Below are 19,270 nucleotides of genomic sequence, written 5' to 3' on the forward strand. Positions count from 1 at the left end.
ATGGTGATAAGTTTGAAAAAGGATAAAATAGAAAATATTAAAGAATCTGTACTTACTATAATCTCAGAAATAACAGGATATTCTATAAAAGAACTTGAAGATGATATGTATTTAGAAAGTGATTTAGGATTTGATTCAATAAAAATGATAAATTTAATGAATCAGTTGATGAAACTTATTCCAGAAACTCAAATAGAGGCTTTTACAGAGAAACATTCAATTTCAGCCTTAATGACTTTAGATACAATAGGAGATGTTTTAGAGGTATTTGAAAATTGGGTTTTAGATGAAAATCAAAAAAACGGAGAAATAGTGAATAATAAATTAGAAATATTAAACTCACAATATCCGTTTTTGGCATCCTACTGGGCAGTTGGCACAATAACAATTTGTTCTGGAATTAAAATAAGAGGAGAATTAAATTTAGATTATTTAATGGAAAGTTACAGGAAACTTATAAATGAAAATATAACATTGAAGGCTTATTTTAAAGCTCAAAAAGGGGCCACTTCTTTTAAGGATTATGAGCAATTAATAACAAAAGATACAGCTTTAAATAAAATAAAACTTATTGATATTAGAGGCTTAAGTAGTGAAGAAAAAGAAAAAAGAATAAAAGAAAATATTAACAATATAATAAATAAAAAATTTGATATTTTTAAATGGCCACTGCATAACATTACAGTCATTAGAACAGAAAATTTTCAGTATGAAATAATATTTTCCAATAGTCATCTTATATCTGATGGATTAGGAAATCAAAAAATCATAAAAAAACTTCTTAACATATACAGTAATAAGCTGTTAGGAAAAGAGTACAAATCTAATAATATAAACCTTTCTTTATATAATGAGACAGTAAACAAAATTAATTCATGGCGTGATGTCGAAGAAAAAGTAAAATTTGAGGAACATCTAAAAATTCAAAACAAAAATAAGTATCTTTTTAATCCTATGAATAAAAACAATACAGGTAAATTTGCTGAGGTAAGTAGTATAAAATGTTGGATTGAAAGTGATACACTGGATAGGTTAGTTGAGTGTGCTAAAAAACTTAGAGTGTCCCTTTTTACACTTTTAGTAAGTGCATATATTAAGACAATAGTTTCATTGCAGGAAGAAGATAAGTCAGTTATATTAAATTTACCCACAAGCGGAAAGGTTTATCCTAACATAGATGCATCAGAATATATAGGGTGTTTTGCACAAAATTTATCCCTTAATTTTTCAAATATTAATAAATATGATAATTTTGACTCTATTATAAGAAATGTTGATATTGAACTGAAAAAGGCAATAACAAGTGGATTTGATAGGGAACAAGTATATGATGCAGCTAAAGAATTGAGGGAGAAAGAACTTTTATTTGATGGAAAAATGACAGAATTGACTTCTTCATTCATTAGATCAAGTTTAAAATCAAATTTATATTTATCTTTTATAGGAAATAATGACATAGACTTTAAGTATGGTGATTTAGATATAGTTGACTATGGAACTTATACTTCAACTAACTCAGCATCAATAGATAATGTTATAGAAATATTCCAAAAAAAGCTTTTTATATCTTCAAATTATGATAGCTTATTCTTTAAAAAATCTTATATTGAAAACCTTATTGCATATTTTATAGAGGAAATTGAAAATTTATCTCTATATGATTTTAAACTAGAAGAAAACATAAGAAAACCACTTAATTATAATGTAGATGTAGCTTGTGAAATTTCTAATATTATAAATGAAACTTGCTTTATTAATATAAATGATAATGAATTTGAAGGTGATTTAGAAGCAGAATTTGGAATTGATTCTTTGGAACGTATTAGAATCATAACGAAAATAATAAAAACTTATAAAGGCGTAAATAGAGATGATTTGTTTGATTGTAGAACTGTAGGCGAAATGGCAGTCATAGTTGAAAATGGCAATGCTAGTGCTGAAAATCTTAAAGAAAAAGATGTAATTCAAAATGTTGATATTAAAATTCCTTTTGTAAAGATAATTGACCAATGCATTAGAACGCCAAAGGCTGTAGCTATTAGTTATATGGATACTAATTTGACATACGCTGAATTAGACAGTTCATCTAATAAGTTAGCAAATTATTTAAGAGATCAAGAAGTTAAGACAGGTTCTCTTATTGGAATAATGACGCTACCGGGACCACTTATGTTAATCGGAATGCTTGGTATATTAAAGGCAGGGGCTGCTTATGTGCCAATAGATCCAAATTACCCGGTAGATAGAATTGAATACATACTAAACAATGCTAATATAGAAATTTTAATATCTGAACAAGAATTAAAAGATGAGCTTAAAAAAATATTAAGGAAAAATGAAATAGTACAAGGAATTATATTTTTAGATGAGGGTGAAAGCATAAAAGAAGATGTAAATTTTGTTCAAGTTGAGAATTTCATTTGGAAAGAATATTCAGATATAGAACCTTCTATTATAAATAAACCGGATGATTTGATGCTTATTATTTACACTTCTGGTTCAACAGGTAACCCAAAAGGAGTAATGCTTACGCATGAAGGTTATATGAACAGGCTGTCATGGCATCAAAAAATGTTCCAATTAAAAGCAGGAGAAAGGGTTGCACAAAAAACATCTTGCTGTTTTGATATATCAATTTGGGAATTGTTTTGGCCATTAATGTATGGTGGAATTGTATGCCCAGTAAGAAAGAATGTAATAAAAAATCCATGGAAATTAGCTCAGTGGATGATAGAGTCAAAAATCAATATTATGCACTTTGTTCCTTCTCTATTTGGTGAATTCGTAAATAGTATTGAAGATGAAAATTATGAATTTAAAGATTTACGCTGTCTTATTTATAGTGGCGAGGCATTACCAATGTCTTTTATCCAAAAATGGATAGATAAATATGGAATGAGCACTACTTTAACTAATCTATATGGACCTACAGAAGCATCAATCGATGTAACTTATCATGTTATAAAAAAGAGACCAGGATCAGATGGCGAACTTGATATACCTATTGGAAAACCTTTGGATAATGTTTATATATTAAATTTAGATGAAAACATGAATGAGGTAAAAGATGGCGATGTGGGGGAACTATGGATTGGAGGAGTACAAATTGCCAAAGGTTATTTAAATAATGATGAAAAAACAAATATGGTTTTTAAACCGAATCCATTTAAACATGTTAAGGGAAAATATATATACAAGACAGGAGATTTAACATGTAAAAATAAAGATGGAAGTTATGAATATCATGGACGTATAGATAATCAAGTTAAAATAAGAGGGTTTAGAGTAGAATTAGGCGAAATCGAAGCAATACTTCATTCACATGCAAAGGTTAGAGAAGCAGCTGTAATTGCTCTAGATTATGGATTGGAGCAGAAAAGAATTGTAGCTTGTTTGTCTGGAAGTTATGTTGAGGATAAAGAAATAAAAGAATTAGTAGGTAGTAAAGTACCAGAATATATGATACCTCATACTATAAAATGGATGGAAGAGTTACCTAAAACACCTAATGGCAAAACTGATAGAAAAGCTTTGAGTAGTCTTGTTTTAAATAAAGGAAACACAGAAATTATTAAACAAAGTATTAATTCAAGAAATATTGAAAATGAGGATATTATACTTCCACTTGCTCCGGCTCAAAAATGGCTTATGACTTATTTTGAATATCCTTACCAATGGGCTGGATTTACAAGATTTAAATTTAAACAAGCTTTGGATTTTGAAAGTTTTAACAAGTCACTTACATTTTTAGCAGACAAGCATGAAATATTAAGATGTGAATTGATGATGAAAAACAATAAATGGGTACAAAAAATATTGCCAAAAAGTTTGAACGTTAAAGCAGAATATTATGACGCTACTAATATTCCCGAAGAACTAAGTAGCAAAGAGATAGATAAATTAATAATTAATAATATAGAAGCTTTAAAGGTGGATAAATGGCCTTTATGGAAAACCATCGTAGTAAAAATTACAGAAACTGATTATGACATATCAGTTATTGGGCATCATTTGATTTCAGATGTTGTTACAAATCAAATATTGTTTGATGACATGTGGAAAATTTATTCAAAGGTTCTTTTAGGCGAAACTCCACAGTTTAATATGAAAAAGTCATATGTAGATTTCATACGTAATGTTGAAAAAGAGAAGAAGGATAAAGAAGTAAAATTTATAAAATATTGGAAAAATAAATTTCCAAATGAAGATTCGGTATTTAATATTCAATATGATTTTAACAAAGGACCTAATAATGAAGATTCATCAGAAGTAAAAAGTTTTGCCTTAAATAAGGAATTAACTTCATTATTATTAGGGAAAGCAAAAAAATACTTTAAATCCAATGTGTACTGCATACTACTAGCACCACTTTATGAAGTTTTAAGTAAAACTTATAATTCTTCTAGAGTTGTTGTAAGTCATAGAATGCATGGGAGAGATTTAGGAAATGATTTATATTTAGATGTTGCTGGAGATTTTGCCGTAAATTTTCCAATAGGTATTGGAGTAGAAAAGGAAGACAGCTATGAAAAAATAATTAATAATTTGAGAAAAAACTTTGAAGAAGTTCCTCTTAATGGAGTCAGCTATGATGTGATTTCAGAAAAACTTCCTTTTTATATGTATCCTGATTTTAAAATAACACCAGTAAGAGCAAATTATCTTGGAAATAGAAATTTGATAAATTATAAGTCCTTTGAATTCTCAAAAGAAAATTTAGACAGAAGATTCTCAATGCCAAATGGGAAAAGAACATCTGGGTTAGAATTTTTCTTCTCAATAGTTGATGGCATTTTAGTGCTTAACTTAGAATATTCAACAAATTTGTTTAAGGATGAAACTATTGAAACGTTAGGTAACAAATATATACAGACTTTAACTAAATTAATTTCTAAAGTTCAATTGGATATAAGAAAAGAGGTTATAAGCAGGGATAAGGAAGATAAAGTTGTAGTAATAACAGGTGGCGGTAGAGGTATAGGAAAAGAAATTGCTATAGCTATGGCAAAGAAATATAGTGTGGTTGTTATTATAGGAAGAACCCATTCAGACATACTTAAAGTTTCAGAAGAAATAGAAAAACTTAATAGTATAGCATATCCAATAACTGCGGATGTAACCGACTTAGAAAAAATCAATAGAGAAATTGAAATTGTTATTAAAAAGTTTGGAAAAATAGATATTTTGGTGAATAATGCTGGAATAACTAAAATGTCATTATTAGTGGACACAAAGCCCAAAGATTGGAAAGCTATAATAAATACAAATTTGTTTGGAACTTATAATTTGTGTTATGCAATAGCTCCATGTATGATAAAACAACAAGGTGGAAAAATAATTAATATCGGTTCTGATTCCTCCTTAATTGGGTATCCACTTATGACTGCCTACGCTGCTTCAAAGCATGCAATATTAGGACTTACTAAAGCTTTATCAGAAGAACTAAAATTAAACAATATTCAAGTTAATGCAGTATGCCCAGCATTAGTTGCAACAGATATGGCGCCACACTCTTTAAAAGGCAAAGCAATACATCCATCTAAAGTTGCAGAAGTAGTTATGTTTTTAGCATCTAAAGAAGCAGATTGTATAACAGGTGAAACAATACAAATAAATGGTAAACAAGATATGTATTGGTTTGGCGCAAAACAGATGAAAATGCTTCAAGGTTATAAGTAAATAAATATTTAATGAATTGAGTGAAGAATAATATGAATATGGTTAGACCGTTTAACAAGGGAAAGTGGGCAATTTATTTAATGGCATTTCTTATAGGAGGTGCCATTGGAATAATAATACCTCTTACATCAACACATATGTCAAAAAATCATGTTAGTAACTTCGCTATTGGAGTAATTGCTTCTGTGTATTTTTTTGCAATTGCATTAGGAACGATATTTATAAATAAAAAAATGAAAAATATAGATTTAAAGAAATTTATATCTGTAGGGTTATTTATAAGTTCTGCTTGTACAATACTGTTTCCATTTGCAAAAACTCCATATGTTTGGTTTGCAATTATGTGTTTAATTGGATTTGGCATAAGCTTTCATTTAGTCGGCACGCAAACAGCACTTCATATACTTTCAGAAGAAGAAATTAGGGGGGTAACAAGTGGCATATATACTCTTTCTTTTGCTATTGGTTACGCTGTAGGAACTATTAGTGGACCATTAATATATGAAAAGAATACATTGTTATCTTTTATTACTGGAGCTGTATTTTTAATCATAGCCTCACTAATTGTTCTCTTTAAAATAAAAATAAAACTTACAGTAGTTACGTACAAAAAAAGAAGAATTACTCAAAACATATCATTAGCTCTGCAAGCAGCATTTTCTTATGGTTTTATTGAAAACACCATTGCAGCGCTATATCCAGTATTTTTGTTAGAACATAATTTTACAGTAGCACAAATGGGATTAGCACTTGGTATGTTTGTAATTGGAGGAATAGTTGGAACCATACCAATTACGTATATTGGAGATAAAATTGGAAGAGAGAAAGGATTAATAATAGGGGTATTAATATCTATAATTGCATTATTAGGAATAACTAAGTTTAATGTTTTTAATTATAAATTAATATTTTCTTTTATTGCAGGCATTGGAATAGGATCTATATACCCAATATCAATGGCACTTGGAACTCAAAACTTAAAGAAAGAGGATATTGCAGTTGCAGCGTCTAGGTTCACATTTTTTTATAGCTTTGGGTCAGCAGCAGGACCAGTGCTATCTTCTATAATCATAGACAAATTTTCAACCAAATATTTATTTAGTTTGAGCATAACATTTCTTATAGCTTTATTTGTAAATATAGTTTACAAAAGTAAAAATAAAAAATTAGTACAGGGGGGCAAATAATGAAAAATTCATTTAGTACTGATAAACCAAAACTGTCAATATTAAAAGGCAAACCCATAAAAGAACTTTATTATAAAAAGGGCAATTTAGGAAATCTATTAATTGAGGCTGCAAGTAGTGAAGAAGATAATGGAATTACATTTGTAGACGAGTTTTATAATGAAAGTTATTTATCATATAAACAAATTTTAGAAAAAGCATATTTGGCATTAGGTTCATTGCAAGAGAATGGAGTGAAAAAAGGCAGCTATGTGATGCTCATAATAGAAGAAAATATAGACTTTGTAATTAATTTTTGGGCTTGTGTCTTAGGTGGTGCTATTCCGATTCCACTAACGCATCCGTCGGCTTTAACAAAAGGCAACTCTAGTGTTGATAAAATTCTTAATATATGCGAGTCATTAGAAAAACCAATTATAATAGTAGATGAAAATAAGAAAGAAGCATATGTTAGTTTAGTTAAATCAGAACAAATGGATACCGTAAAGTTATTAGGAACTAATGACACTAGAGTATCTAAAGTAAATGGAATTTTAAGTCTTGCAGATGTGAATTCACCAGCATTTATTCAGTTTAGTTCTGGAAGCACTAATACTCCTAAGGGCGTAATTTTGACACATGAAAACATTCTTGTGAACATAGAATCAATGGTTAATAGATTAAAAATAAATTCTGAAGACACAATAATGAACTGGATGCCATTTAGTCATGATATGGGACTTATTGGATTTCATATTTTAGAAGTTGCAACAGTTTCAAAAATTGTAAATATAAGTACAACCACTTTTGTTAAAAATCCAGGAATATGGCTAGATCTAGTAACAAAATATAAGGCAACAGTAACTTCATCACCTAATTTCGGTTATAAAATATTGCTTCAAAGATTGAATGAAAAGCAGCTAGCTAATTGGAAATTGAACTCATTGAGGGTTATTATAAATGGGGCAGAACCAATTTCAGAAGTTTTAGTAAACACTTTTTTTCATAAACTATCCTCTTGTGGACTTAAAAGTTCATCTATGAATCTTTCTTATGGAATGGCAGAAGCAGCACTTGCTATTTCAATATCTCCATTAAATTCAAATCCTATATTTCATTATAGCGATAGAAATAAAATGTCAAAGGAATCAAAAATCGAAATTAGTATGAACAAAAAGGAAAAAACTATAGCAGTAGCAGATCTTGGGCAAATACTCGACGGTATGGAACTTAGAATTGTTGATGAAACTGGAAAAGTTATCACAGAAAATAATATTGGTGAAATTCAAATAAAGGGTAGAAATGTTACTTCTGGATATCTAAATAATGAGGAGTTAAATAAAGAAATTTTTGAAAATGGATGGTTTAAAACAGGTGATATGGGGTTTGTAAGAGATGGACGACTTAGTATTACTGGACGTATAAAAGATATAATATTTATAAATGGACAAAATTTTTATTCTCATGATATTGAAGATAGAATTGAAGGTATAGATGGAATAGAACCTGGTAAAATTGCAGTATGTGGTTATCATGATGAAGTAGAAAATAAAGAAAAGGTAGTATTGTTTTCTAACCTAAGCGTAGATGCTAAGGTATATTCACAGATAATAAGTTTTGTAAGTGAGAGCATAGGTTTTAACCTTGATTATATAGTTATAGTTAATAACATTCCAAAAACCAACAGTGGTAAAGTTCAAAGATTTCAACTTATGAAAGCATTTAAAGCTAAGCAATTTGTAGATAGTACGTATACAGCTAGTAAATATTTATTATTAGATGAAACTAAAGCTGTTTGTAAAAATAGATCTAAAATTAAAACAGGAATTAACACTGATTCATATTTGGAAACTATTAGAGATATATGGGCAAAAGTATTAGAACTACCTAAGGAAAACATAAACTGTGAAAAGTCTTTTCTTTCTTTAGGTGGAAATTCAATTAGAGCTATACAGATGCTAAGCTATATAGAAGACGAGTTAAATATTAAGCTTAGTCACGATATATTGATTGAATGTCATACTATTAATGAGATGAATGACTATTTATTAAAACGTCCTAATTATATAATGCCAAACAATTCAAATGGAAGCTCAGATAAAAATATTAATAGAAGTGAGTCAGAAGATATAGCTGTAATATCAATGGCAGGATATTTTCCTGGAGCAAAAAATTTAGAAGAGTTTTGGAATGATTTAAAGAAAGGAAAAAGTAATTTTACTAAAATACCCAATAGTCGTTTTGATATTGAAAACTATTATAATAAAGATAAACAAAGTGGGAAAACCTACTGTGATGTTGGTGGTTTTATAGATAATCCATACGCCTTTGATCCAAAATTTTTTAACATATCAGAAGAGGAAGCAAATGTAATGGATCCACAGCAGCGAATTATATTAGAACTTGTATTTAAAGTACTTGAAGAGGGTGGATATTCAAAAGCAGCTGTAGATGGAAAAAATATAGGTATGTTTATAGGTGCAGGAACAAATAATTATCTTGAATATCATTTAAATACCTTAAAAATTAATGATATAAAAGAATTTAGCAGTTTTGAAGAACTCTCACAAAATCAAAAAAAACAATTTGTAGAAGAATGGAATAGCAAATTTGGATATACAGAAAATCATCCTAATTTATTGGTAGATAATATTATAAATATGATAGCTGCTAGAGCTTCACATGAGTTTAATTTTAAAGGCCCTAGTTTAACTGTAGATACAGCCTGTTCTTCAGCCCTTGTCACAATTCATTTAGCTTGTGAATCACTTAGAAACAAGGAATGTGAAATGGCAATAGCAGGAGGAGTAAATCTTTTATTAACTCCAACGCCGTATGTGTTATTTAGTAATGCAGGAGCTTTATCCTTAAGTGGTAAGTCTAAAATATTTGATGAGGAGGCAGACGGATTTGTCCCAGGAGAGGGAGCAGGAACTGTTCTTTTGAAACCACTTTCAAAGGCTATAGATGATAAAGATGATATTCTTGCAATAATTAAAGGAAGTGCTATAAGTAATGATGGACGTTCAATAGGTGTTATGGCTCCGAACCCCGATGGACAAAGAAGTGTTATCGAATCTTTATATGCAAAGAAGGGAATTAGTCCAAAGGAAATTCAATATGTAGAAGCACATGGAACAGGAACTAAAATTGGGGATCCTAGTGAAGTTAGAGCGCTTTCAGAAGCGTATAGCAAGTGGAACACTGAAGATAAATCTATTGCAATTGGTTCTGTTAAGGCAAATGTTGGACATCTTTTGAATGCAGCGGGTATAGCAAGTTTTATTAAGGTAGTCCTAGCTTTAAAAAACAGAACATTACCTCCAAGTATAAATGTAACTAAACCTAATCCATTAATTAAATTTGACAAAACACCTTTTTATTTAGTAAATAAAGCAAAAGAATGGACTATTGGTAAAGAAGAAAAAAGAAGAGCAGCCGTCAATTCCTTTGGTTTTGGTGGAACAAATTGTCATATGATTTTAGAAGAAGCACCAGAAATTGTTAATTATAAAGAAATTAAAACAAACACATTACCCAAAAATATATTATGCCTTGGTGCAAATAATAATGTAGCTTTAAAACAGAAGGTTACTAATTTATATGAATTTTTAAAAGTGAATGGTAATTATTTTCTAGGAGATGTATGTTATACAGAAAATCTTAGATCTATGGATTTTAAGACTAAATGTAGCATAGTAGCTGACGATATTAATGATTTAATTAAGAAGTTAGAAGGTTTAAAATTAAAAAACAATGAAGTAATAAATTTCAAGAAGATAGCTTTTATGTTTACAGGACAAGGCTCTCAATATGTTGGCATGGCAAAGGATATATACGAAGTAATTCCAGAATTTAGAGCACATTTAGATGAATGCTCAGAAGTTTTTTATCCTTATATTAAAGCTAAAATAACAGATTTAATTTATAGCGAAAATGCAGAGAATAATGTGTTAAAAAACACAAATATCACACAACCAGTAGTGTTTGCTATAGATTATTCCTTTGGGAAAATGCTTATGGATTATGGAATAAAACCGGATTGTGTGCTTGGGCATAGCATAGGTGAATGGGCAGCTGCATGTATAGCAGAGGTTATAAGTCTTAAGGAGGCTGCAAGACTCGTTTCCCTTAGGGGTAAACTTATGAATGAAATAAAAATACAAGGAGCTATGGCAGCTGTATTTTTATCTAAAGATAAACTAGCAGAACTTTTTGACAAAATTAAACCAGATGAATTGTGGATTGCAGCTTATAATGGAAGTCATCAGGTTATATCTGGAAAGTCACAAAGTGTAGACAAATTCATTAATATCTTAGAAAGGCAAGGAATTGTATGTAAAAAACTAAAGGTTTCAGAGGCATTTCATACTCCGTTAATGAAATCAATGTTAGCTGAATTTGAAAAAGAAATGGAAAATATAAAATTTAAGGAACCTAAAATTAAGATTGTATCGAATATAACTGGAACTTTCATTGAAACGCCAATGAAGTTAGAATACTGGCTAAAGCATATATTAAGTTCAGTAAGATTTGAGCAGAGTGTGAAGTTTATATACGACCAAGGCATAACTAATTTTATTGAATGTGGTCCAGATAAAATCTTATCAGGTATGGCTAAAGCTGTTTTAATAAATAATGATGTTAATATTATGCCTCTTTTAGATCGAAAAAAAGATAATTTGGACGTATTTTTAGGTACTATTGGGGATTTGAATTCCTTAGGTTTTAAATTTGATTGGGCAAAATTCTTTATGAATTTTAAATATAATAAAGTTAAATTGCCGTTATATCCTTTTGAGAAAAGCACTTATGGACCACAATTTGGTACTTTAATAAAGAAATCTATAGCACCAAAAGAATGGTTTTATAGCTGGAAATGGAAAGAAGATGTTAAAATCGGTGAGAAGGAAATTGGAGAAGGCGCAATAATAGTTTTTGCTGATGAACTTTCTATAGGACAGCAACTTGAATATAATTTTGATAACAAAACGAATCCTGTTTATTTTGTTAAAACAGGAAAAAACTTTATCTATGATGGAAAAAACAATTTTGTAATAGATCCTGATAATAGAAGGGACTATAAAAATGTTTTAAATGAAATTCCTAATAAAATCTCTACAATTATACATCTATGGACGTTAAATCATGGTGAATTTAATCCAAAACTTGAAATTTTAAATCATAAATTGATAAATGAAAATTTCTACAGTATATTGTTTATGGCGGATGCCATAAAGTCTAAAGCAGAGGAAAGTATAGATTTTGTCGTTGTTACAAATAGAGCACAAAAGGTAAAGCAAGATGAAAATATCAGCAGCCCATATGCAAGTTTAGCTACTACATTAACTCAAGCAATAGGTGAAGATAACACTGAAATTAGGTGTAAGATTATAGATATAGATGTTAATGCTTATAAAACAAATAGTGATATAAGCTCCACTTTATTTAACGAGCTAACCATAATGCCAAACGAAGAAAATATTATCGCAATAAGAGATAATAAAGGTTTTGAGAGAAAATTGGAACAGTTAGATGTTATAGAGAAAAGTTTAGAAATAAAAGATGGAGAAACTTATCTAATTACTGGTGGTGTTGGTCCTTTATGTGGAGACATAGCACTTTCCTTAGCTAAGAAGGCTAAAATAAATCTTGTGCTAACGGGTAGGAGTGTTTTACCTGAAAGAGAACTTTGGAATCAAACAACTTCTGATATATCATTAAAAGAAAAAATAAGTTTATTAATGGAGCTAGAAAAGCTTGGGGCAAAGGTTATGTACTTTTCAGTAGATGTAGCAGATTATGATACTATGAAAAAATGCATAGAAGAAGTAAAAAATAAATTTGGACACATAGATGGCGTACTACATGGAGCTGGAGTAGTGGACTACTCTGAATTCAATTTATTTAAAAAAGATTTAAATACTGTTAATAAGGTGCTAGCACCAAAGGTACAAGGAACTATAATAACAGATATGCTCACAAGAAATGAACCGTTAAAATTCTTTGTTATGCTTTCATCTGTATCTGCTTCAAAGAAAAAATGGTCAAGTGGTATTGGTGATTATGCAGCAGCCAATGCTTTTCTAAGCAGTTATAGCATTTATAGAAATCAAGCTAATGCAAAGGGTAAAACAGTGGCAATAAACTATTCGCTTTGGGAAGAAAAAGGCATGGGTAAAACATTTGGAAAAGGTGCTGAACAGGCAGCTAAGGTTCAAGGCTTACGCCCTCTTAAAGCAGAAAAAGCTGTAAATGCATTTTTTAAAGCAGTGGCATTTCACAAGATTAATAATGTTCATGTAATTGACTATATTAGTGAAGAGAAAGCTAAAAATACGGAAGTAAAAGAAAAAGTGTTATCTTATATGGAAATAGAAGAAAATAAAAATACAATTTATAAGATCATAGCAGATGAGCTTAAGGTTTCAAAAGATAATCTTGAAACCGAAACTAATTTTATGGAACTAGGACTTGATTCTGTTGGAGCTATGAAAATAATGGCTAACTTAAGTGCTGCTTTTAAAAAGGAACTTTATCCTACTCTCATTTTTGAATATCAAACTCCAGTTGCTTTAGCAAATTATATAGAAAAAAATTATTTTACAACTAAAAAAGAGACTTATGTAGAGGAAGAAGAGAAAGATTTAAATGAAGTAGATAAAGAGAAAACAAGTGATATAGCAATTATAGGAATATCGCTTAGAATACCTGGGGCAAACAATTTAGATGAATATTGGAAAATATTAAATGATGGAAAGGTGGTAATAAAAGATGTACCAGAAGAAAGATGGTCAATTAGAGACGAATATAGTACTGAAAAAGACTCATTACATACAACTTATTCAAAATGTGGGGGCTTTATTGATAGGGCTTACGGCTTTGATCCTTTATTCTTTGGCATTTCTCCTAAAGAAGCAGAAGTAATGGACCCACAGCAAAGAGTTTTTTTAGAGGTTGCATTTGAAGCCTTGCAAGAAGCAGGTTACATCGGAAAATATAAAACTCAAAAAATAGGTGTATTTGTTGGCTCCGAACAAAACAGTTATATGGAGCATTTTACTAACTATCGTAATTACAAAATGTTAAAAAGTAGCTTTGAAAATAGTCCTTGGTTTAAGAACATGGAGATGGATGAGAAAAGAAGTGTTTTAAAAGCTTTAATAAATGTTTTAAAACCAAAAGAATTAATGGCTGATTCAGTTGCAGGAAATGGATTAAATGAAATTGCAGCAAGAGTTAGTCATTGCCTAAACCTTATGGGACCAAGTCTTGTAGTAAATACAGCTTGTTCATCATCTTTAGTTGCTCTACATTTAGCTTGTGAAAATTTAAAAGCCAATCAAAGTGAAATTGCCATTGTAGGAGGAGTAAATCTTAATTTAAGCTCCATTCCTTTTATATCAATGAGTAAATTAAATGCAATTTCGCCTAATGGAGAATGCAGACCTTTCGATGGAGATGCAAATGGAATGGTTTTGTCTGAAGGTGTAAGTGCAATTGTAATAAAACCAATGAAAAAAGCAATGGAAGATGGGGACAATATATATGCAGTAATAAAAGGCTCAGCAATAAACAATGATGGACATTCACAAGGAATAACGGCACCTAATCCAAATGGACAAGCAATAGCAGTAGAAATGGCTTATAAAAATTCTGGTGTAAATCCTGAAACTGTCTCTTATATTGAAGCACATGGGACGGGTACACCACTTGGAGATCCAATAGAAATTCAAGGAATGACTAAAGCTTTTAGAAGTTTTACTGATAAAAATCAATTTTGTGCTATTAGTTCAGTTAAAGCCTCTATAGGACATATGCTGGCGGCATCTGGTCTTGTAAGTTTAATTAAGGTTGTACTAGCTATGAAACACAATACTATTCCGAAGACTGTTAATTTTAAAAATGTAAATCCAAATATAAACTTTGAAAGCACACCGTTTTTTGTAGCAAAGGAAAATATAAAATGGAAAGCTAAAGATGAGAATCCGCTAAGGGCAGGTGTTAATGCTTTTGGCTTTGGTGGAACAAACGCTCATATTGTAATTGAAGAGTCGCCTATTATTAAAGCAGAAAAAAATGATGATAAGATTGGAACTCATCTTTTACAAATAACAGGGAAAAATCAAAATACAATAAAGAAAATTTCTGAAAATTTAATAAATTATGTAGAACAAAATCCAGAAATTGAGATTTCAGCAATATGTGACACTATGAATAGCAGTCAAAAGCAACTCATATATAAAACTTCAGTAGTAGCGGAGTCTAAAAGAGATTTATTAGATAAATTGTATGCTATAAGTGAAGGTGTTATGACTGATGAGATGTATAATGGAAAAATAAATCCTAACAAGGAAACAAGGTGTCATCTATTACTTGATGGAAATTTTAAAGCTGACAAAAATGATATTCAGGTTTTAAAAAATAGATTTAAAGTTTTTAAGACAGCCTATAATACATGCTCTAGTTATTACGAGAGCATACAAGTTGGAAAAACATCAAGTGAAGAAATAGATGAAAAAGTTGAAATGTTTTCCTTAGAATATTCTTTTGGAGCACTGCTTGAAAGTTTGCAAATTAAGTTTACAACCATAATATCTAAAGGCTTTGGTATATTAAGTGGAGCAGCTTTAACAGGTAAAATAACTATAAACCAAGGAATAAATATAATTTTAGATGAGAACATTGATATAAATGAAAAGAAGAGAGCAAAAATTAATAGTCCGCTTATAACAGTTCAAGGAGCAATAGATTGCTCTGATGAAGAGGATTTACTATATATTCTAGACTTAGTTTATGATAATGAGTTGTTTCCTAATTTAAATGAGATTGTTAAGGAAAAGGAAACAATATTATATTTGGGCACATCAAAAGAAATAGAAGCTGAACTGGAAGGTTTAAGCATAGGAGCAAAATTAATAAATGAAAATTTAACAAGTTCACTAGAAAAAAGTTTTCTTTCAGCTTTAGGCAAAATGTATACTCTTAATATTAGTTATAACCCTAAAAACTTATATTCAAATTATAAAATCATAAAAACTGCATTACCAACTTATCCTTTTGATAATGTGGACTATAAAATGTCTCTTGAAAATAATGATTATATGGACTACAGTTTGCAGAAAATAGACAATATCATAAGATTAAGTCCTAATGACAAAAAAAATTCTTTTGCTAAGCTTAGTGATGATTTTAAATTAAACAAAGGATTATAAGAGGAGTGATAATTTTGGATAAGATGAGTACATTATCAGAAAATCTAATTAATATTGCTAAAAGCAATTCTACAAAAGGAATTTATATTATAAAAGGAAAAGAGCAGGAAATATTTGTTTCATATAGAACTTTATATAAAAAAGCTTTGAAGGTTTTATACAACCTTCAAAGTATAGGATTAGAGGAAGGTCATGAATTAATATTACAAATAAAAGATGAAAAAAATGAACAATTCTTGTATGTTTTTTGGGCATGTATATTAGGAAAGATAATCCCAGTTCCAGTTAGTGTAGCTCATAAAGAAAATCTAACTAAGATAATAAAAATATTTAAGAATTTAAGTAATCCCAAAGTGATAATCGATGAAAAATGTTATGAAGCCTTACGTAAGAATGAGAAAAATTCTGTAGACAAAGATATAATTGAAAAATTAGAAAATAAAATTGTTAATTTAGATGAATTGCTTATAGAAAATGGAATTGGTACAATAAAGGAAAGTAAGCCAGAAGACGTAGCTTATATACAATTTTCTTCAGGGTCTACAATGGATTTAAAAGGTGTGGTTTTAACAAATAAAAACCTTCTTACAAATATACAAGATATAATTGATAATTCTAACTCTACAGAATTTGACTCCACACTTAGTTGGATGCCACTGACGCATGATATGGGTATAATAGGATTTCATATGTTTCCATTAATGTTTAATATAAATCAGAGCATAATAAGAACTTCATTATTTATAAGATATCCCGTATTGTGGATAAAAAAAATCAATGAACATAAAGTCACAATTACAGCATCCTCTAACTTTGGTCTTAGATATTTTCTAGATAGCTTAAAGGATTCAGTGTATAATGAGTGGAATTTAAGTTGTATAAGAAAAATATTTAATGGAGCAGAGCCAATTTCAATTGATATAATTAATGAATTTTTAAGTAAACTTAGCACATATGGTTTAAATAAAAATAGCATGTATCCTGTATATGGTATGGCAGAAGCTAGTTTAGCAGTTGCGTTTCCCAAGCCTAATGAACAGTTTTCAACTATTACAGTTAGAAAAGATAAACTTGGCATTGGAGACAAAATAGTTATAGCTGAGAATAAATCAGACAAAGAAGCAGTAGAACTTGTAGCTGAAGGTTATAGCGTAAATCATTGTAGCATAAGAATAGTTGGACATGAAGGTGAAGTATACGATGAGGGAACAGTTGGACATATTCAAATTAAAGGAGATAATGTTACTAAGTCATATTATAACAATCTGCAACTCACTAAAAAAATAATTAGCGAGGATGGATGGCTTAATACAATGGATTTAGGGTTTATTATAGATGAAAAAATAATTATAACTGGAAGATCACAAGATATTATATCCATACATGGTACAACCTATTACGCACATAATATAGAAAAGGAATGTGAACAGCTTGAAGATATAGTGTCCGGACGACTAGTTGCATGTGGTGTTTTTGAAAAAAATACAAAAGAAAAAAGTTTAGTTATCTTTATATTATTTAAAAAGAGAATTGAGGATTTTGTTCATCATATAGAATCCGTTAAAAAACTTATAAGAGATGAGTACAAAATAAATATTAGACATGTTATTCCTATTAAATCCATTCCTAAGACCACCAGTGGAAAAATTCAAAGATTTAAATTAAAAGAAATGTATGAAAATGGTGATTTTAAAGATTTAATAAAGGATATCATTGAAATTGCAAAAGGATAGGAGAAAAAATGGTTTCCACATATTGTGTTGATTTAGATGAGTTTAAAGATGAAGAGATTTTAAATGATTTATTAAACTATGTATCAGAAGATAAAAGACTAAGATTATTAAGATATAGATTCTTAGATGATAGAAAAAGAGGAGTAGTATCTGATTTACTTATAAGATATATTATAAATAGAAAGTTAAATTATAAAATAAAAGATATAATCTTTAAATACAATAATTTTGGGAAACCTTATTTATTTGGTAGCAGTGAATTTCAATATAATATATCTCATTCTGGAAAATATGTAGTTTGTGCAACTAGCAATAAAGCTATAGGAGTAGATATAGAAAATATAAAACCTATAGATATGAGCATAATAAAACATGTGTTTACTAAAAATGAATATAATGATTTTGAAAATGCAGAAAAAAAGACAGAAACTTTTTATTCTATTTGGACGCTAAAGGAGAGTTTTGTTAAGTTAATCGGAAGTGGGCTTAATATACCATTGAACTCATTCTGCATAGATGGAATTTTTAATACTAATACATATTGCAAGTATAAAGATGAGACTTTTTATTTTAAGCAATATAACATAGATCCAGATTATAAATTATCGATTTGTTATAAGGAAAAAATATTGCAAGATGAAATAAAAATCTTTAAATTTAAGAATTTTTTGAAGGAACTACATGTGATTTTATAGAATCTTTAAAATAAAATTATAAACAGAGTTTTTGGTTTCAGGTGGAGTTTTTTCTACCTGGAACTTAGAAATCGTTATCCAAAGAGACGTAGCAGCCGTTATCTCCCACTTTGAAGAAGATGGGAGTGTTACGGATGGTAGTCATCGGATAAAAAAGAATAACCCTTCCTCGGTATGTATATTTTTTTATTATTATAGTATAATTATATGCTATAGTAATAAAATGGCAAGTATGCAGTTTTTTATTACTAAGTAAGAAATTTATGAGTATAGGAGTAATATATGGATATAAAACGAGGAGAAATAAAAGATATAGCTAGAATAATGGATATAATTAAAGCTGCAATTGCAAATATGGAAGCAAAAAAAGTATACCAATGGGACGATATGTATCCAAATGAAATGGTGATAAAAAATGATATTATAAAAAAGAATTTATATGTTTATATTGATGAAAATATAATTAAGGGAATTATTGTTTTAAATGAGACTCAAGATGGTGAGTACAAGAAATTAAAATGGAAATATAGCGCTAAGAAACAAATTATTATCCATCGCTTATGTATTGACCCACAATATCAAGGAAATGGAATCGCTAAAAAATTTCTAAAATATGCTGAAGAATATAGCATGGAAAACAATTATGGTAGCATAAGATTAGATGCTTTTACTAAAAACAAAACGGCGTATACTATGTATGAAAAATTAGGTTACGAGAAAGTAGGAATTGTAACCTTTAGAAAAGGTGATTTTTATTGTTTTGAAAAAAATCTAAATTAGGA

The 19,270-nt window shown here is 29.3% G+C and carries 6 protein-coding genes; all 6 read left to right on the plus strand.

Annotated elements, in window-relative coordinates; genetic code table 11:
- Nucleotides 1–3: 3 nt before the first annotated feature.
- Nucleotides 4–5,679: an amino acid adenylation domain-containing protein gene (locus B8978_RS07075; RefSeq protein WP_423236710.1), complete on the plus strand. Its 5,676-nt coding sequence runs from the start codon at nt 4–6 to the stop codon at nt 5,677–5,679.
- A 32-nt stretch (nt 5,680–5,711) separates the two neighbouring features.
- Nucleotides 5,712–6,866: an MFS transporter gene (locus B8978_RS07080; RefSeq protein ID WP_084114940.1), complete on the plus strand. Its 1,155-nt coding sequence runs from the start codon at nt 5,712–5,714 to the stop codon at nt 6,864–6,866.
- The gene (locus tag B8978_RS07085) at nt 6,866–16,060 is read left to right on the plus strand and encodes a type I polyketide synthase (protein WP_084114941.1); all 9,195 of its coding nucleotides are present in this window, start codon (nt 6,866–6,868) and stop codon (nt 16,058–16,060) included. The genes B8978_RS07080 and B8978_RS07085 overlap by 1 nt, the downstream gene beginning before the upstream one ends.
- Before the next feature lie 23 nt (nt 16,061–16,083).
- Nucleotides 16,084–17,793 carry an AMP-binding protein gene (locus B8978_RS07090; RefSeq protein ID WP_242950517.1) on the plus strand — a complete coding sequence of 570 codons (1,710 nt, stop codon included), beginning with the start codon at nt 16,084–16,086 and terminating at the stop codon, nt 17,791–17,793.
- An 8-nt stretch (nt 17,794–17,801) separates the two neighbouring features.
- Nucleotides 17,802–18,488, plus strand: coding sequence for a 4'-phosphopantetheinyl transferase family protein (locus tag B8978_RS07095; protein ID WP_084114943.1), 687 nt, complete (start codon nt 17,802–17,804; stop codon nt 18,486–18,488).
- Nucleotides 18,489–18,770: 282 nt separating this feature from the next.
- Nucleotides 18,771–19,268 carry a GNAT family N-acetyltransferase gene (locus tag B8978_RS07100; RefSeq protein WP_084114944.1) on the plus strand — a complete coding sequence of 166 codons (498 nt, stop codon included), beginning with the start codon at nt 18,771–18,773 and terminating at the stop codon, nt 19,266–19,268.
- Nucleotides 19,269–19,270: the final 2 nt, after the last annotated feature.

This window comes from Clostridium acidisoli DSM 12555, assembly GCF_900176305.1.
GTDB classification, from domain to species: Bacteria; Bacillota; Clostridia; order Clostridiales; family Clostridiaceae; genus Clostridium_I; species Clostridium_I acidisoli.